The 16,291-nt window shown below is 68.3% G+C and carries 16 protein-coding genes; 9 read left to right on the top strand and 7 right to left on the bottom strand.

Annotated features, from left to right (window positions below):
- The first annotated feature begins 1 nt into the window (after position 1).
- A complete protein-coding gene (locus AC1DC5_RS18180; protein WP_476866090.1) occupies positions 2 to 1,093 on the top strand; it encodes an adenosine deaminase in 1,092 nt (363 codons plus the stop codon).
- 91 nt (positions 1,094 to 1,184) lie between these two features.
- Here AC1DC5_RS18180 and AC1DC5_RS18175 read toward each other — a convergent pair whose 3' ends face one another.
- Positions 1,185 to 2,159 (bottom strand): aldo/keto reductase, encoded by a 975-nt coding sequence (locus tag AC1DC5_RS18175; protein ID WP_476866089.1) that lies wholly within the window; start codon positions 2,157 to 2,159, stop codon positions 1,185 to 1,187.
- Positions 2,160 to 2,468: 309 nt separating this feature from the next.
- Between AC1DC5_RS18175 and AC1DC5_RS18170 the strand changes: the two genes are divergently transcribed.
- Entirely contained in the window at positions 2,469 to 4,202 is a 1,734-nt protein-coding gene (locus AC1DC5_RS18170; RefSeq protein WP_476866088.1) for a SulP family inorganic anion transporter, read from the top strand.
- A 21-nt stretch (positions 4,203 to 4,223) separates the two neighbouring features.
- Here the strand turns inward: AC1DC5_RS18170 and AC1DC5_RS18165 are convergent, their stop codons facing one another.
- Complete coding sequence (locus AC1DC5_RS18165; protein WP_476866087.1) at positions 4,224 to 4,841, bottom strand: hypothetical protein; 618 nt, start codon at positions 4,839 to 4,841, stop codon at positions 4,224 to 4,226.
- Positions 4,842 to 4,849: 8 nt separating this feature from the next.
- Positions 4,850 to 5,683: a CPBP family intramembrane glutamic endopeptidase gene (locus tag AC1DC5_RS18160; RefSeq protein ID WP_476866086.1), complete on the bottom strand. Its 834-nt coding sequence runs from the start codon at positions 5,681 to 5,683 to the stop codon at positions 4,850 to 4,852.
- A 263-nt stretch (positions 5,684 to 5,946) separates the two neighbouring features.
- On the opposite strand from AC1DC5_RS18160, the gene AC1DC5_RS18155 reads away from it, so the two are divergent.
- Both AC1DC5_RS18155 and AC1DC5_RS18150 read left to right on the top strand, forming a co-directional pair.
- A complete protein-coding gene (locus AC1DC5_RS18155; protein WP_476866085.1) occupies positions 5,947 to 6,822 on the top strand; it encodes a pullulanase X25 domain-containing protein in 876 nt (291 codons plus the stop codon).
- A gap of 191 nt (positions 6,823 to 7,013) precedes the next feature.
- On the top strand, positions 7,014 to 7,808 hold the full coding sequence (locus tag AC1DC5_RS18150) for an alpha/beta fold hydrolase (protein WP_476866084.1): 795 nt from the start codon (positions 7,014 to 7,016) through the stop codon (positions 7,806 to 7,808).
- Between the two features lie 405 nt (positions 7,809 to 8,213).
- Here AC1DC5_RS18150 and AC1DC5_RS18145 read toward each other — a convergent pair whose 3' ends face one another.
- Together AC1DC5_RS18145 and AC1DC5_RS18140 are read right to left on the bottom strand one after the other, a co-directional pair.
- On the bottom strand, positions 8,214 to 10,007 hold the full coding sequence (locus tag AC1DC5_RS18145; RefSeq protein ID WP_476866083.1) for a glycoside hydrolase family 13 protein: 1,794 nt from the start codon (positions 10,005 to 10,007) through the stop codon (positions 8,214 to 8,216).
- 165 nt (positions 10,008 to 10,172) lie between these two features.
- The gene (locus AC1DC5_RS18140) at positions 10,173 to 11,438 is read right to left on the bottom strand and encodes a mechanosensitive ion channel family protein (protein WP_476866082.1); all 1,266 of its coding nucleotides are present in this window, start codon (positions 11,436 to 11,438) and stop codon (positions 10,173 to 10,175) included.
- 191 nt (positions 11,439 to 11,629) lie between these two features.
- Between AC1DC5_RS18140 and AC1DC5_RS18135 the strand changes: the two genes are divergently transcribed.
- Both AC1DC5_RS18135 and AC1DC5_RS18130 read left to right on the top strand, forming a co-directional pair.
- Positions 11,630 to 12,346, top strand: a complete 717-nt coding sequence (locus AC1DC5_RS18135) for a hypothetical protein (RefSeq protein WP_476866081.1) — start codon at positions 11,630 to 11,632, stop codon at positions 12,344 to 12,346.
- A 4-nt stretch (positions 12,347 to 12,350) separates the two neighbouring features.
- Positions 12,351 to 13,172, top strand: a complete 822-nt coding sequence (locus tag AC1DC5_RS18130) for a hypothetical protein (protein WP_476866080.1) — start codon at positions 12,351 to 12,353, stop codon at positions 13,170 to 13,172.
- Positions 13,173 to 13,184: 12 nt separating this feature from the next.
- Here AC1DC5_RS18130 and AC1DC5_RS18125 read toward each other — a convergent pair whose 3' ends face one another.
- Both AC1DC5_RS18125 and AC1DC5_RS18120 read right to left on the bottom strand, forming a co-directional pair.
- The gene (locus AC1DC5_RS18125) at positions 13,185 to 13,523 is read right to left on the bottom strand and encodes a hypothetical protein (protein ID WP_476866079.1); all 339 of its coding nucleotides are present in this window, start codon (positions 13,521 to 13,523) and stop codon (positions 13,185 to 13,187) included.
- 52 nt (positions 13,524 to 13,575) lie between these two features.
- Entirely contained in the window at positions 13,576 to 13,839 is a 264-nt protein-coding gene (locus AC1DC5_RS18120; protein ID WP_476866078.1) for a YegP family protein, read from the bottom strand.
- A 200-nt stretch (positions 13,840 to 14,039) separates the two neighbouring features.
- Here AC1DC5_RS18120 and AC1DC5_RS18115 point away from each other — a divergent pair, with 200 nt between their 5' ends.
- From AC1DC5_RS18115 to AC1DC5_RS18105, 3 genes are all read left to right on the top strand, one after another.
- A complete protein-coding gene (locus AC1DC5_RS18115; protein WP_346924946.1) occupies positions 14,040 to 14,345 on the top strand; it encodes an acylphosphatase in 306 nt (101 codons plus the stop codon).
- Positions 14,346 to 14,569: 224 nt separating this feature from the next.
- Positions 14,570 to 14,905 carry a cupin domain-containing protein gene (locus tag AC1DC5_RS18110; protein ID WP_441407067.1) on the top strand — a complete coding sequence of 112 codons (336 nt, stop codon included), beginning with the start codon at positions 14,570 to 14,572 and terminating at the stop codon, positions 14,903 to 14,905.
- Between the two features lie 56 nt (positions 14,906 to 14,961).
- Positions 14,962 to 16,287 carry a diacylglycerol/lipid kinase family protein gene (locus AC1DC5_RS18105; RefSeq protein ID WP_476866077.1) on the top strand — a complete coding sequence of 442 codons (1,326 nt, stop codon included), beginning with the start codon at positions 14,962 to 14,964 and terminating at the stop codon, positions 16,285 to 16,287.
- The last annotated feature ends 4 nt before the right edge of the window (positions 16,288 to 16,291 follow it).

Below are 16,291 nucleotides of genomic sequence, written 5' to 3'. Positions count from 1 at the left end.
AATGGAAACTAACGACGGCGCCGCTCCCACCGAGGGCACTGCACCGGACAGCCCAGCAACCGCCACCCCCGAGGTTCCCGAATTCGCCGAGGTCCCCGAGGAAGTGCACGGCCCGTTGCCGGTCGCGGAACTGCACCTGCACATCGAGGGCACCCTCGAGCCCGAGCTGATCTTCGCGCTCGCGGAACGCAACGGGATCCAGCTGCCGTATGCGGACCTGGACGAGCTGCGCTCCCGCTATGAGTTCACGGACCTGCAATCGTTCCTGGACCTGTACTACGCCAACATGGCCGTGCTGCAGACCGAGCAGGACTTCGCGGACATGACCCGGGCGTACCTGTCCCGGGCTGCGCTCGCCGGGGTGCGGCATGCCGAGATCATGCTGGATCCGCAGGCACATGTGTCCCGCGGGGTGGCCCTCGAGACCTGCGTGAACGGCGTGGCGTCGGTGCTGGCGAACTCCCGGGAGGAGTTCGGCATCTCGACCCTGCTGATCGCAGCATTCCTGCGGGACCTGTCCGAGGACTCCGCGCTGGAGGTGCTGGAACAGCTGCTGGCCATGGACGCGCCGATCGCGGGCATCGGCCTCGACTCGGCCGAGGTGGGTAATCCGCCGGCGAAGTTCCAGCGGTTGTTCGCCCGGGCCAAGGACGCCGGGCTGCACCGGATCGCGCACGCCGGTGAGGAGGGCCCGCCGTCGTACATCACCGACGCGCTGGACCTCCTGGAGGTGGAGCGGATCGACCACGGCATCCGCTGCATGGAGGATCCGGAGCTGGTGGAACGGCTGGTGCAGGAGCTCATGCCGCTGACGGTGTGCCCGCTGTCCAACGTCCGGCTCCGGGCAGTGGACACCTTGAAGGAGCACCCGCTGCCGGCGATGCTCGCGGCCGGGCTGAACGTGAGCGTGAACTCGGACGATCCGGCGTATTTCGGCGGGTACGTTGACGACAACTTCGCGCAGCTGAAGTCCGTGATCGGCCTGTCCGAGTTCGACTGCGTGCGGATGGCGGCCAACTCGATCCGCTCGTCCTTCGCGAGCGAGGAACGCAAGACGGAACTGCTGGCCGAACTGGCCGCATCCGGGCACTAACCCCCAAAGCAACGCGGGGTCACTTACCGCCCATCCCGGGGCGTGGGATGGGCCGTAAGTGACCCCGCGTTGCCGTTCCGCTGGGGCCGGCTTAGACGTCGATCGAATCCATGTGCGGGTACCGCGCCCCGGCGGCCGCGCCGGCCGGAGCGAGTTCGTCCAGACGGGTCAGGTCCTCGGCGGAGAGTTCGACGTCGGCAGCGCCCAGGTTTTCCCGCAGGCGGTCCACCCTCTTGGTGCCAGGGATCGGAACGATGTGCTCGCCCTGGGCCAGCAGCCATGCCAGCGCCAGTTGCCCCGGGGTGCAGCCCTTCGCGTCGGCCAACTCCTTGACCCGGTCCACGAGCTGCAGGTTGCGGACAAAGTTCTCGCCCTGGAAACGCGGGGAGTGCCGGCGGAAATCGTCTGCCGCAAAGTCCTCGGGGCTGCGGAACTGGCCGGTCAGGAAGCCGCGGCCCAGCGGGCTGTAGGGGACAAAACCGATGCCGAGCTCGGCGAGGACCGGGAAGACTTTCGTTTCCGGCTCGCGCTCCCACAACGAGTATTCGGTCTGCAGGGCGGTGATGGGGTGCACCGCGTGGGCCCGGCGAACGGTGTCGGCGCTGGCCTCGGACAGGCCAAGGTGCCGGACCTTGCCAGCCTGTACCAGCTCAGCCATGGCCCCGACGGTTTCCTCGATCGGGACGGTCTTGTCCACCCGGTGCTGGTAGTACAGGTCGATGTGGTCCACGCCCAGCCGCTGCAGGCTTGCGTCACAGGCGGCGCGTACGTAGTCGGGGGAGCCGTTGATGCCCACCCAGGATCCGTCGGGCCGCCGTTCGTTGCCGAATTTGGTGGCCAGTACGACGTCGTCGCGCCGGCCTGCGATGGCCCGGCCCACAAGCTCCTCATTGGTGAACGGGCCGTACATGTCAGCCGTGTCGAGCAGGCTTCCGCCGGCGTCGAGAAAGGCCTGGATGGTGGCGACGGATTCGTTGTCCTCACCGTGGCCGTAGAACTCGCTCATGCCCATGCAGCCCAAACCCAGGGCGGAGACGGTGAGCGAACCGAGTGTACGGGTTTCCATAGATATCTCCTCGATCAAAATGGTGGGAGCGGCCTCCGGCGCATGTCCGTGCAGGGGGCGGCACGCAGTTGGCCACTCTAGGCCTATCGGTCCGGGGGCACAACCGCCCCCCGGTGCCTGCTCAGTCTCGCCTGCGCGGCCCCTGTCTGCTCCCCGCGGCCGGCGTCCGGGTACCAAGACCAAGCAACGCGGGGTCACTTCCGGCCCATCCCGGGGCATCCCATGGGCCGGAAGTGACCCCGCGTTGCTGTGTCCGGGTCACCCTCGACGGAGGATGCACCGGGTGCCCCCGCCCGGCAGAGTGCAGGTATGACCGAGACCCGACAGCCGCGGACGGGCTGGCTGCGCCAGGTGATGCCGGGCGTCGACGTCGCCGCGTCGTATCAGCGGAGCTGGTTCGGCAAGGACATCGTCGCCGGAATCGTCCTGGCGACGCTGCTGGTTCCCCAGGGCATGGCCTACGCGGAGCTGGCTGGGCTGCCTACGATCACCGGGCTCTACACCACCGTCCTCTGCCTGTTTGCCTATGCGGTCTTCGGCCCGTCCCGCATCCTGGTGCTGGGGCCGGACTCCTCGCTTGGCCCGATGATCGCGGCGACGGTCCTGCCGCTCGTAGCGTCCGACGGCGACCCGCAGAAGGCAGTGGTCCTCGCGTCGATGCTCGCGCTTATGGTCGGCGTCATCATGATCCTCGCGTCCGTTGCGAAACTCGGCTTCATCGCGGACCTCATCTCCAAGCCCACGATGATCGGGTACATGAATGGTCTCGCGGTCACCATCCTGGTCGGCCAGCTCCCGAAGCTCTTCGGGTTCTCCGTGAGCGCGGATGACTTCATCGGGGACCTCGTGGGGTTCGTCCGGGGGCTGGCCAACGGCGAGGCGGTGGTGGCCGCGGCCGCCGTCGGGATCGTCGGGATTGTGCTGATCCTGGCGCTGCAGCGGTGGCTGCCTAAGGTCCCGTCGGTGCTGGTCATGGTGGTGCTCGCTATCGGAGCCGCGACACTCTTTGGCCTCGCCGATCGCGGGGTGTCCCTCGTCGGGGAACTCCCGCAGGGCTTCCCGCCGTTCACCATCCCCTACCTGGAGTTCTCGGACATTGCCCTGATGTTCGCCGGCGCCCTCGGCATCGCGCTGGTCTCCCTGACGGACACGATCTCGACGGCGTCGGCGTTCGCCGCGCGCTCCGGCGACGAGATCCGTGGCAACCAGGAAATGATCGGCATCGGTGCGGCGAACCTCGCTGTGGGCCTGTTCCAGGGGTTCCCGGTGAGCACCAGCGGCTCCCGGACCGCCGTGGCGGAACGTTCCGGCTCGAAGACGCAACTCACGGGTGTGACGGGTGCCGTGCTGATCATCCTGATGCTGGTGCTGCTGCCGGGCCTGTTCCGGAACCTGCCGCAGCCGGCCCTGGCGGCCATCGTGATCACCGCATCAATATCCCTCGCCGACATCCCGGGCACGGTGCGCCTCTGGCACCAGCGCAAGACCGAGTTCAACCTCTCGATCGCGGCCTTCCTTGGCGTGACATTGCTGGGGGTCCTGCCCGGCATCGGGATTGCGGTGGGGCTGTCCATCCTCAACATCTTCCGCCGGGCGTGGTGGCCCTACGAGACGGTGATCGGCCGGGTGCCCGGCGTCGAAGGGTTCCATGACGTGCACTTCCACCCGGACGCGAAGCACCTGCCCGGCCTGGTGATCTACCGGTTCGACGCGCCCCTGTTCTTCGCCAACGTCAGGCCGTTCCGCGAAAACATCCGGCGGCTGGCCCGGACCGAACCCAAGCCGCGGTGGATCGTCATCGCGGCCGAGCCCATCACGGACGTGGACACCACTGCCTCGGACGTGCTGCTTGAGCTGGACGCCGAGCTGAACGCGCAGGGCACGTCGCTGGTGTTCGCGGAGCTCAAGCACGGGGTCCGGACCAAGATCGAACGCTACGAACTGACCCGCCAAATCGATCCGCGCCACTTCTACCGCACTATCGACGCGGCCGTGGCCGCCTATATGGCAGAGACCGGCGTCGAATGGAGTGCCGGGGAGTAGCGGTGCCCGACGTCGGGAGTGTCAGGGGCGCTGCGCCGGCGGCCCCGCTGCGGCGGCGCGCGAGGTGCGGGTAATCCACCAGCCCAGGGCCGCCATGGCCAGTCCGATCGGAATCCCGTACGGCGGGAGGCCAGCGTTGAAGCCGAGGAACCCGGCCACCACGAATGCCGCGGCGGCCCAGGCCGGGAACATGCCCGCCCGCCAGCCTGCGGTGCCAAAGATGAGCCAGCCCAGGGCAAACAAGACATAGCTGGACAGCCCGCCGACCGCCAGTATCCCTGACCCGCCCGCAAGAATGGCCTGCGGCGCCGTTTCGGCGATCCAGGGCCCGGCGAAGCCGTCGAACCACATGTTCCCCGCCATATCCATGGTGCCCACCAGCGCGGCACAGAAGGCGAAGACGCCCAGGCCGCCGGCGCTGTCCGCGCTCCTGAAGTAGACGGCCACCAGGGCGAGAACCAGCCCGACGAAGACCACAAAGTAGAGCTCGTTGGTGACGATAAACGGCATCTGGCGCATCATCGCAATCCGGTCGAGGCTCCTGTCGGCGGCGAGCAGGCGGGCCAGGTCCACGGCGGCGAAGCTGAGGCCGGCAACCAGGGCAATGGGTCCGGCGGCGTTGGTGAGCGGTGACGACACGATTCCTCCTAGGCAGTGGGTCGGGGGACAGCGGCGGCGGACTGGCCAGGTCCGGCGTCGACGGCGGATGCGGGCGCCGTGCGCCAGCCGCTCCGGTCCAGAAGAACTGTGGCTAGGGCGGCAACGATGAGCACCAGAAGGTAGATGAGCTCAGCGCGGCCTGCATCGGCGCCCGAGAATCCGAAGGACCCCACGGTGAAGGTGCCCTGGCTGATGTGGAAAAGAACTGTCAGCAGCACGCTGCCCCCGGTGCGGTTGAACAGCCACACGTAGAGAAAGGTGATCACGAACGTCGAAGGCAGCCCGATCAGGCTCAGGCCCCCGAACAGGACCAGCGGCAGATGCCACACGGACACGATGACGCCCAGGACAGCGGCAGCCGGGAGCGGCCCGCGCCCCACCTGCAGGAGCGGGAGGGCATAACCGCGAAAGCCGGGTTCCTCACCCAGCGGGCCATCCAGCGGATTGACCAGCCGCACCGCTAAGACCGTCAGGAGCCCGGACCAGCTCACCTCCGCCAGTCCTGGTGCCGCGGCGCCGAGCGCCACGTTGGTCAAGCCGGTAACCAGGGCCAGCAGGGCCGGGAGGAACAGCGCCACGGCATACCAGACCCAGCCAACGCGCCAGCGGATCAGCCGCCGGCCCCACACCCTGAAGCCCGGCCCGCCTTCGGCCAGCGCGATGACGATGACTGCCGCCACCAGCGGGCCGATGGGCAGGAATTCCATCCGAGGCATCAGCCCGGCGGCGTAGAGCGGCCAGGAGGACCAGGAAATCGCGAAGGCCAGGACAACGAATGCCGAAAGACGATGGCGTTGCAGCCAGGCCGTGAAACGAGGCATGACGGCTCCCGGGATCAGGACGTATACGGCCCAGTGTGCGCCCGCCGGGGGCCGGATGCCAGCGCTGGCCGTCCCCGTGCCCAGGCACAGGGGCACCGCCGCCGAAAAAGCTACTCGCGGGTACCCCTGACTTGGGCCCCTCGCGCCGACCGGAATGGGGTGTAATAGTGGGTCACGACACACAGAGTTAACAGTTTTTACTCGCGGAAACGCATCCATTCTTGGCAAAATGCAGGTGGATCAATTGCTTCTAGAGGAGACCCATGGGCGCGAACACTGCCGAAAACACCAACCGACGACTGAAGGCCGTGCTGGAAGTTCTGACCGAGGGGGTGTGGACGGATGAGAAGCTGAACGCCGGAGCGGTGCTGGGCGAAGCGATCGCCCGCGTTCCGCTCAACGAGTTCGAGCGTGAGCTGCTGAGCGGCGGGATTCCCCGCGGCCACAAGACGCTGACCACCGCCACCGCAAAGCTGGTCAAGGCCGGCTGGCTGGTCAAGGGCCGTGCCGGCTGGACCATCACCGAGGACGGCCAGCGCGCCACCGTGGCGTTCGCTGACCCTGCCGCCTTCGCCGCAGCGCTCGACGCCGGGACTCCCGTTCCCGCCGACACCCCTCTACCGTCGGCGCCCGCCGGGAAACCGGCCGCGAAGGCCGCTCCGAAGGCCACCAAGGTTGCCGAGAAGGTGGCCGGCAAGGCTGCCAAGTTGGTGGAAGAGGCCGTTGCTCCCGTCGCCAAGGCGGTCCGCAAGCGCAAGTCTGCCGACAACGGCACCGCTCCGGCCCCGGGTGCTGCGGCTCCTGCAGTCGAGGCCCCGGCGGTTAGCGTCGAGACCATCGACCAGCCTGAAGCAGTTGCCGTGGCGGGGGACTTCAACGTCCTGCTGGGCGCGCCGGCCAACTGGGCACCGCAGTACGACGAATCCCAGATGGAACTGGATCTGGTCGATCAGCTCTGGAAGATCGCGGCGGACCTCCCGGCCGGTACCTACAGCTTCAAGATCGCGCTCAACCGTTCCTGGGATGTGAACTTTGGTGCCTTTGGTGCCTTCGACGGCGCCAACCACGAGGTGCACCACTCCGGCGGCCAGCTGGTCATCCACTATGACCACCGGACCCGCGACATCGTCTTCGCGTAAGCGCTGACGCGCAAAAGACCCTTCGACACCAGAATTCGGGTGTCGAAGGGTCTTTTGCTTAGCGCGGGCAGGATAGAGCGTCGCGGGCGGGTTTGCGCGAGCTGACAAGGCCGCTCTCCGGTTCGGGGCACCCCGCGGACTCCGGCGGCCAGAACCTGCCCGGCACCCCCTAACCGGCCTAGCATTGGCTTATGGAAGCCGTCGAGGTTGCCGGGTTGCGGATCGCCTACGAGCGGGTTGGCCACGGTCCGCCGCTGGTCCTGTTCCACGGGGTCGGGGAGGACAGCAGGATCTGGCGTCCGCAGCTGGGGGGACTCTCAGATGTCTTCACGGTGTTCGCCTGGGACGCTCCCGGGTGCGGCCAGTCCGACGACCCCGCCCAGGATTTGTCCGCTGAAGACCTCGGTGACCTCACAGCCGGATTTCTGCGCGCAGCCGTTCCAGCGAAGCCGCACCTTTTAGGGCTGTCGTGGGGCTCCATGGTGGCCCTCGAGTTGTATCGCCGGTACCCCGGGATTCCCGCGTCCCTGGTACTGGTGTCCGCCTATGCGGGCTGGGCCGGCTCCCTGCCGCCCCAGGAGGTGGAACGGCGTTACGCCCAGGTGCTGGCCGAGGTCGATCAGCCTCCGGAGAAGTTCATCGAGGAGTGGCTGCCGACGCTGTTCACGGACAAGGCCGATCCCGCCGTGGTGGCCCAAGTTGCCACGATCATGGCCGGCGTCCGCCCGGCCGGGATGCGGGCCCTGCTCTCCGCCAGCGGCCGGGCCGACTACCGCCCGGTGCTGCCCACCATCACCATTCCCACGCTCCTGCTGTACGGAGCGGACGACCAGCGGTCCCCGCTGAACGTCGCCCACGAGCTGCACCGGCAGATCCCGGGGTCAAGGCTTGCGGTGATTCCCGACGTCGGGCACCTCGCTCCGATGGAAGCGCCCGACGCCGTCAACACGGAAGTGCGGACCTTCCTGCACGGCATCGCCGGTTGAACCAGCACGCCGATTGAACCAGCGCGCCGGCTGAGCCGGCCCTCCCGCTGTGCGTCTTTCGCGCTCAGCTCCGCTGGAACCGGGTCGGGTCCGGCCGGGCTGGCGGGACCGGGCCGGGGTCGGGAATCGGCAGCGGACCCGGTGTGGGGAACGGGCCGGGAGTTGGCGCGGGGCCGGGCTCCGGGATCGGCGGCGGGGGAGTGACCGGGCCGGGCTCCGGCGGAAACGGATCCCCGGGCTGCGGCTCAGGCGTGGTGGGCCCGGGTTCCGGCGGGAACGGCTCAGGTTCGTGTGGCGGTGGAATGGTCATGCCTGGCTCCCTCACTCGTAATGGATGGTGGTTGTTCCGCCGGCTTGCCTCCCGCGGGCCAACGGTCCGGCCTGCGTTACCGGTCCTGCCCGCGTTTACCCGCCAGACCGCGCTGCTCCGGCGCGGAAGACCTTCAACTCCCACGGCCGCAGGTGCAGCCGGGACACCGCGGCGTCGGCGGGGTAGTTGCCCAACACCAGTTCCGCGCTGCCCCAGGCGAGCGGCACGTCGGCGTCGTCGAGCGTTACGTCCTGGTCCTGGCCGGTGAAGTTGCCCAGCACGAGCAGCCGGGTGTCCGGCAGCGAGCGGACAAAGGCGTACACGTGCTCGTCCCGCGGCAGCAGCATCGTGAAGTCCCCGTGCGACACCACCGGCTCGCTGTGCCGCAGCGCGATCACCTTCCGGTAGAAGCTGTACACCGAGTCGGAATCGTCCACCTGCGCGGCGGCGTTGATGTGGTTGGCGTTCGGGTTGACCGCGATCCAGGGCGAACCGGTAGTGAAGCCGGCGTGCCGCGAGGCGTCCCACTGGACCGGGGTGCGGGCGTTGTCGCGGTTCAGCGGCGCCAGCGCGGCGAGGACTTCGGCGTCGGTGTGGCCCAGATGGGTGGTGGCTTCGCGGTGGTGGTTGAGGACCTCGATGTCGCGGTAGTCGCTGATCGCACCGAAGGTCATGTTGGTCATGCCGAGTTCTTCGCCCTGGTAGACGTAGGGCGTGCCGCGGTGCAGGTGCAGGACGCCGGCGAGCATCTTCGCGGAGAGCTCACGGTACCGGCCGTCGTCGCCGAAGCGGGACACCGCCCGGGCCTGGTCGTGGTTGCCCCAGTAGAGGCTGTTCCAGCCGCGCTCCGCCAGGCCCGTCTGCCAGTGCCCCAGGGTCCTCTTGAGGTCCGTGAGCTTGAGCTTCTTGGGCCGCCACTTGTTGCCGTCCTCCTGGTCCAGGGCCACATGCTCGAACTGGAAGACCATGTCCACCTCGGCCCGCGCGGGGTCGGTGAACAGGGCGGCCTCGTCCACGGTGACGCCGGGCATTTCGCCGACCGTGAGCAGCTGTCCGGGGCGGCCCGCGAAGACTTTCCGGTGCATCTCCTGCAGGAACTCGTGGATCCGCGGGCCGCCGATGTAAAACGGGGTGCCGTCGCCGTAGAGCATCCCGGCGGCGATGGGTCCGTCGGGCAGGGCGGTGTCCTTGGAGATGAAGTTGATGACGTCCATCCGGAAGCCGTCCACGCCCCGGTCCAGCCACCAGTTCATCATCTCGTAGACCGCTGCCCTGACCTGCGGATTTTCCCAGTTCAGGTCCGGCTGCTTCCGGGAGAAGATGTGGAGGTAGTACTCGCCGGTGGCCTGGTCGAACTCCCAGGCCGGGCCGGAGAACACCGAACCCCAATTGTTCGGTGCCACGTTGTTGGAGCCAGGGCGGGGGCCATCGCCGGAGCCATCAAAGGCGGCCCCGCGCGGCGGCCGCCACCAGTACCAGTCCCGCTTGGGGTTGTCCTTCGAGGACCGCGATTCGACGAACCAGGGGTGCTCGTCCGAGGTGTGGTTGACCACCAGGTCCATAACCAGCTTCATGCCCCGGGCGTGCAGCCCGTCCGTCAGTTCCCGCAACTCCTCGAGGGTGCCGAAAAGCGGGTCCACGTTGCGGTAGTCGCTGATGTCGTAGCCGTTGTCGTCCTGCGGGGAGGTGTAGATCGGGGACAGCCAGACGACGTCGACGCCGAGCCGATGCAGGTAGTCGAGCTTGCTGATGATGCCGCGCAGATCCCCGATGCCGTCCCCGTTGGAATCCGCGAAGCTGCGCGGATAGATCTGATAGACGACGGCGCTCTGGAACCAGTCGCGGTCAGGAGCCTCAGCGGATTCTTCTGTGGGCTGTTCTACCGTCATCGGAACTCCTCAGCTGGTCCAGCACGCGCGTCGGCCAGCGCCGACGCTGACCCACCAACGTCTGATTATTGAACAGTTCCCGCAGGCAGGGAAGCCCCCGGCGGCGCCATGTGGACGGTGCCCGTCCGGCGGCGACAGCGCCCGGTGCAGCCGGCTGGCGGCGTCCTAGTTCTGCGCGGCGATGCTCTTGTCCCGGTCCTCGAACACTTCCTCGCCGGGGCCGGTGAAGGCCTTGGAGCGCTGGATCGCCTCGATCGATCCGGTGAACAGCTGGGAGTCGTGCGGATCGGCCGGGTGCCGGGCGGGCTCATCGGCGGCGGACACCTTGCCGGGCCGCTTGGCGGCAGCCGTGTCGGCCGCACCCGTCGTCCCGGACCCCAGCGAAGCAGCACCGAGCGACTCGAGCCGGACGTGGGGGAGCGCCGTCGGGTGTTCCTGCTGCAGGAACAGCACCAGTTCCTCGCGGATCAAGCAGCGCAGGTCAAAGAGCTGGGCGCTGTCCGCGGCGCTGACCAGGATGCGGACCCGGACGAAGCCGGCGGTAGCGTCCGTGATCTGCAGGATGCCCACCCGCTCGTCCCATAGGTCGGTGGTGGCCAGGACCTTTTTGAGCTCGGCGCGCATGTCCTCTACCGGGGCGCGCCAGTCGAGGTCGAACTCCACGGTGCCCATGACTTCGGACTGCCGCCGGGTCCAGTTCTCGAACGGGGTGGTGGTGAAATAGGTGGAGGGCAGGATGAGCCGGCGGTCGTCCCAGATGTGGACCACCACATAGGTCAGGGTGATCTCCTCGATCCGGCCCCATTCCTTCTGCACCACCACCACGTCGTCCACCCGGATCGCGTCCGTGAAGGCGAGCTGGATGCCGGCGAAGACGTTCACCAGGGAGGTCTGGGCGGCGAGGCCGGCCACAATCGAGATCACGCCGGCGGAGGCCAGCAGCCCGGCGCCGAGGGCCTGGATCGCGGGGAAAGTGAGCATCGAGATGCCCAGGGCCACGATGGCGATCAGGGCCACCCCGATCCGCCGGGCCAGGATCACCTGGGTGCGGAGCCTGCGGGCACGGCGGTTGTCCGCCACGTCCACCCGGTAGCGGGTGAGCACCAGGGTCTCGATGATGAGGAGCACGGCGATGGCCAGCCAGGCGATCGACCCAATGAGCGCGATCTGCAGCGCGTGGTCCACGTTGCGCCGCCATTCGGCATCCTCCGTGGTCAGGCCCAGGGCGATCCGGACACCGATGAGGCAGAGCGCCAGGCGCAGCGGCAGCCGGGCCACCCGGGAGGTCTCGCGCAGGGCCGGCTGATTGCGGTTGAACCGGAGCACAATCCGGCGCAGCAGCCAGGAGGCGAGGAGCCCGCCGGCCACCGCGAGGGTGACGGCGAGGATGGGGGCCAGGAAGGGCATGGCGGGATCGAGGACGTCGTGCATTACTTAAGCTCTAGCAAGCTTCCACGGCCAACTGAAATCGGCGGGATGTCAACGTGGGAAGCATCACGGCCGGCGATCCCCTGGCCGGCGGACCCGCACAGCCGCGAAACCAAGGGTCCAAAGGCCCTAGTTTCCCCGCGGGAAGCACCGAGAATTGACCAATCACTGAATATTCCCAGGGGGAGGGTGTCATGCGCCCAGCCGCATCGTTGGCCACAGTCATTTCCGCGTTCTGCGCGGCGGCACTACTGGCAGGGTGCGGGTCACCGGCACCGGCACCGGCACCCACCAGTTCTCCGCCGCCATCGACGGCCACCGCCGCAGCGTCGCCGGCCCCGACCGGCTCGTCCGCCGCCACGGTCCCGGCGGGCTGGAAGACATTTACGACGTCGGACGGCACGCTCGCGTTCGACTATCCGGAGTCGTGGACCATCAAGGACCCGGCCGATGAACCCGCCGAGGGCGGCGTCGCCGTGGATCTGGTGAGTGACTACGGCAAGACTATGGCTACCCTGCGGACCAACATTTCCACCGGTGCCGAATGCACGGTGAAGTTCCCCTTCATGGTTTACGACACCGAGCCCGTCCCTGCACTGGCCCAGGGCGGAGCGACGCCGCGGTTCGTCTACGAGGGCCGGACCGGCCCCGAGACTGGTGACCCGGCGGGGTCCCTCAGCCTGGCCTACGGCATCACCTCCGGGCCGGAGCCCACCGGGGACACCGCCTGCCCGATTTCCCAGATCTTCACCTGGCCGCCCAGCGGCGCCACGTTCGGCGGCGTTTATGACCCTTTCGACACCATGCCGGGCGGTCCCCAGAACGTGGACACCCCCGAGGTGTATATGGACACCCCCGAGTACAAGTACGTCAAGCAGGCGATCACTTCATTGCGGCCGGCCGGAAAGTAGGGTCGTGAGGAAACCGGCGGGGTTATCCGGCACGGCGCTGGACGGGAAGGCGCGCGCCACAGCCGGCACCGCCGCCGGGACGGCCCTCGTTCTGGTCCTGCTGCTGACGTCCTGCGGCCTGGTGCCGGGCCCGCCGTCCGGGAGCGGCGCGCCCACGGCGTCGGGCACCGCACCGACCACGACGTCGGGCACAGCGCCGAGCGCCTCGCCCACTGAGGGGACGCCGTCGTCGGGCTGGAAGACGTTCACGACGGCGGACGGCGGCCTCTCGTTCGACTACCCCGCGGGTTGGACAGTCAAGGATCCCGGCGGGGCGCTCGGCGGAGACTTCGTGGACGTGCTCAACGCCGGGGGGAAACCCCTGGCCGGCCTGCGGACCAACATCGTCACCGGTGCGGAGTGCATCGGCAAGAGCCCGTACGAGGTCTATGACACCGAGCCGATGGTGGCCCTCGGCGAAGGCGGCGGCGCCGACGGCGGGGTGCCCCGCTACGTGTTCGAGTCCCGGGGTGACGACCCTGATGCAGTGGCCACGAAGTCCACTATCGCCGCCTATGGCATCACCATGATCCCCGAGGAGTCCGGCGATCTGGCGTGCCCGATGTTCCATCTGTTCTTGTGGCCGCCGAGTGGTGCCTTCTTCGGCGGGACCTACAACCCGGAGAACAATGCCACGCCGGGTGATGCCGCGCTGCCGTACCTGGAGAAGGCCAAGCTGTACGCGTCCACCCCGGAGTACCAGGACATCCGGAAGATGATCACGTCGCTGCGGCCGGGACCCAGCTCTACCGCTTCGGCCGGCACCGGCACCCCGTCAGGGAAGTAGCCGCAATTCCCGTTAGCGGCCCGCCGTCGTCGGGGGCTCAACAGCGGTGGTGCGCCGCGAGCCTGACCTGAGCGCCGTGCGGACGTTGACCTTCGAGGTGTAGGAGATCGAGCCGTACTGGAACAGCCGCAAGGCGATGCGGAGCATCACGGCGGCGCCCACGTACAGGATCGCGATCACGATGCCTGCCTCCAGCAGGCTCAGGGAGCCGAAGCCGTTCCGCAAGAGGGCGGTGACCGGGGCGGAGAATGGGAAGAAGGTGAAGATCTGCACGATCACGGACTGCGGATCGGAGATCACCAGGGAAATGGCGTAGAAAGGCACAAAGATCAGCGCCATCATCACGCCCATAGCGGCTCCCGATTATGCCGGGCCGCCCGCCCGGGTCTTGCTGAGCCGCCGTTTAGACGGCGGGGATATGCCGGTGCCGGCGCCGGGCCGGCGTCGGCAGCCCCGCCCTGGTGGTGCCGGTACCGCCCCAGGCGTTGGTACGGGACTCCTTGATCAGGCCCGTGCCGGCGCACTCACGGACGGCCATGATGCCGTCCGCTGCTGCCCGCTTGTCCTCGAAGGCTTTGGAAACCGCCAAGACCGTTCCGTCGGCGCCGAGAAGCCGGAAACGGACGTTCGCCTCAGCGTCCGTGAAGATTTCGAATTGTCCTGCCATCGTTCGTGTCCTTTCGGGCAATGCGGCACGGCGGGCGGGTGAAGCACTTCCATGTGCCATGCCGTTTCTCGACAAGTCCCCCCAGTGCACTTGACCATCCTTACGGCTGCGCTCTACGGAAGGTAAGGGGCGAAGGTCCCTATGTGGAAGGTGCGCCAGTCCTCTGGCGGTGGTCTCAGCGGTGGGCGTTAGATTGGGGCATGGCTGAGATTCCGAAGGGCGATTCCGGCGAGTGGGTCCGGCTGACGGCGCGGGTGGACGGTGTGGTGCAGGCGGTCGGCTTCCGCTACTGGACCGTGCGCAAGGCCGAGGAGCTGGGGCTGACCGGCACGGTCCGGAACAACAGCGACGGTTCGGTGGGCATCGCCGCGGAGGGGCCCCAGTCGGTGGTGCTGGAGTTCCGGCGCTGGCTGCGCTCGCCGGACGCGCCCGGGCGGGTGGAGAACGTGGACGAATCGATCTCCCGGGCCACGGGGGCGTTCAGTAATTTCCGGGTGGTGTACTGAGGGTAGGCCGGGGTCATCCGCGCTCCTCTTCGCAGGGGACATGCCCCGCCTCCGCCCCGGCCAGTGGACATACTCCCGCTGTGCCCACTCCTGGGCCTGAAAAATGGGCATGTCCCACCGGCACCGTCACGAGCCTGGCGACGTGCCGCTGGCAGGGCAGGCGCCGGCCGTTACCGGGGCAAAGGACCCTCGGCAGCGGGCACGATTCTGAGTAGGGTGGCCCCATGCAGAAGATATCGCTCGATGCGCTTGCCCGTCAGCAGATGGCGGCTGCGGTGGCGGCACCGAGCGGACGTGCTGCGGATACGGCGTTTGGCGGACATGAGAAGACGCTCCGCCAGACGGTGATGGCGTTCCGGGCGGGGACGCAATTGAGCGAGCACCAGAACCCGGGCGAAGCCACCGTGTTTGTGCTCCGCGGCTGCGTGCGGCTTAGGGCCGGCAAGGAATCCTGGCAGGGGAAGACCGGGGACCTGCTGATTGTGCCGGACGGGCTGCACAGCCTGGAAGCTGAAGAGGACTCGGCGATCCTGATGACCGTCGCGAAGATCAAGACCTGACGGCCGGGCCTCGGTCGGTGCGATCGGCCGGGGCTGGACACGGCAAGGAGCCAGCTATGACTGTCGTTCCCTTCGAAGAGGTCCCGTCGACCCGGCGGTGGTGGGCGCGGGCCGCCTACCTCGCGGTGGTTTGCGCGGTGTTGGTCCCGCTGACGGCGGCCGGTGTGGCGGGCATTGTCGCGCTGCTCCTGACCGGTGCCGGCGCCGTCGTCGTGACCGTGGCCGGAATCTACTGGTTCCTCATCAGCCGCGGATTCCTGCGCTGGTGTGCGCTGGCGCTCGCGGTGCTCGCCCCGCTGGTGGTCGTGTTCCTGTACGTCCAGGCGGGCCTGCTGTTGGAGGTCATGATCGCCGTGGGGCTGGTGGTTGTGGCGGTGGTCTGTGCCCGCGCGGCCCTGCGGGAACCCCGGGCAGGATCGAAGATGACCGAGTACCCTGCTCCTGCCTGGCGGCATCCCTTCCTGGTGATGAATCCGCGCAGCGGCGGGGGCAAGGTGGTCAAGTTTGACCTGCAGCGAAAGGCTGAGGAACTCGGGGCCGAGGTGGCGCTGCTCGAGGGACCCGGTCAGGTGGATGTGGATGCGTTGGCCCGGCAGGCGGTGGAACGGGGAGCCGACCTGCTCGGCGTCGCCGGTGGTGACGGGACCCAGGCCCTTGTGGCCGGCATCGCGGCCGAACACAACCTGCCGTTCCTGGTGATCAGCGCCGGCACCCGCAACCACTTCGCCCTCGATCTGGGCCTGGACCGCGAGGACCCGACGGGATGCCTGGACGCCCTCCGCGACGGGGTGGAGCTGCACGTTGATCTGGGCAAGATCAACGGCCGCACCTTCGTCAACAATTCCTCCTTCGGGGTCTACGCCGAGGTGGTGCAGAGCCCGGAGTACCGCGACGACAAGACCGGCACCGTGCTGCAAATGCTCCCGGACCTGATCAAGGGCGACAAGGGGGCTCGGTTGCGCGCCCAGTTCGACGGCACCACCGTGGACGGGCCGCAGGCGGTGCTGGTCAGCAACGGCCCTTACGGAAGCCATGATCTCGCGGGCCTGGGCCGCCGCACCCGGCTCGACCGCGGCGTGCTCGGCGCGGTGGCACTCTCCGCGTCCAGTACCCGTGAGGCCGTCGGGCTGCTGCGCCGGGCGACGAAACGCGGACTGGTGCAGCGGGCCGCCGTGGAAGTGGTGGTCGACGCCGATGTGCCCCAGATCCCCGTCGGCGTGGACGGCGAGGCCCTGCTGATTCCCACCCCGGTGCGGTGCACGGTGGAACCCGCCGCCCTGCGCGTCCTGGTTCCGCGGAAACGCCCGGGGGTCCCGCCCGCCCAGCCGGCGCTGGACCTGATCCGGCTCCGCGAAGTGGCGTGGGGGCGTCGGGCGGCATAGTCTG

The sequence above is a fragment of the Arthrobacter sp. 10L424 genome (assembly GCF_056395325.1).
Note: the sequence above shows the minus strand (reverse complement) of the source record. Positions and strands in the feature narration are given on the sequence as shown.

Coding starts and splice junctions, on each gene's coding strand:
- AC1DC5_RS18145 (WP_476866083.1), bottom strand. CDS start 10,007: ATGACGGTAGAACAGCCCACAGAAGAATCCGCTGAGGCTCCTGACCGC.
- AC1DC5_RS18140 (WP_476866082.1), bottom strand. CDS start 11,438: ATGCACGACGTCCTCGATCCCGCCATGCCCTTCCTGGCCCCCATCCTC.
- AC1DC5_RS18180 (WP_476866090.1), top strand. CDS start 2: ATGGAAACTAACGACGGCGCCGCTCCCACCGAGGGCACTGCACCGGAC.
- AC1DC5_RS18120 (WP_476866078.1), bottom strand. CDS start 13,839: ATGGCAGGACAATTCGAAATCTTCACGGACGCTGAGGCGAACGTCCGT.
- AC1DC5_RS18170 (WP_476866088.1), top strand. CDS start 2,469: ATGACCGAGACCCGACAGCCGCGGACGGGCTGGCTGCGCCAGGTGATG.
- AC1DC5_RS18175 (WP_476866089.1), bottom strand. CDS start 2,159: ATGGAAACCCGTACACTCGGTTCGCTCACCGTCTCCGCCCTGGGTTTG.
- AC1DC5_RS18155 (WP_476866085.1), top strand. CDS start 5,947: ATGGGCGCGAACACTGCCGAAAACACCAACCGACGACTGAAGGCCGTG.
- AC1DC5_RS18110 (WP_441407067.1), top strand. CDS start 14,570: ATGCAGAAGATATCGCTCGATGCGCTTGCCCGTCAGCAGATGGCGGCT.
- AC1DC5_RS18115 (WP_346924946.1), top strand. CDS start 14,040: ATGGCTGAGATTCCGAAGGGCGATTCCGGCGAGTGGGTCCGGCTGACG.
- AC1DC5_RS18125 (WP_476866079.1), bottom strand. CDS start 13,523: ATGGGCGTGATGATGGCGCTGATCTTTGTGCCTTTCTACGCCATTTCC.
- AC1DC5_RS18105 (WP_476866077.1), top strand. CDS start 14,962: ATGACTGTCGTTCCCTTCGAAGAGGTCCCGTCGACCCGGCGGTGGTGG.
- AC1DC5_RS18135 (WP_476866081.1), top strand. CDS start 11,630: ATGCGCCCAGCCGCATCGTTGGCCACAGTCATTTCCGCGTTCTGCGCG.
- AC1DC5_RS18150 (WP_476866084.1), top strand. CDS start 7,014: ATGGAAGCCGTCGAGGTTGCCGGGTTGCGGATCGCCTACGAGCGGGTT.
- AC1DC5_RS18160 (WP_476866086.1), bottom strand. CDS start 5,683: ATGCCTCGTTTCACGGCCTGGCTGCAACGCCATCGTCTTTCGGCATTC.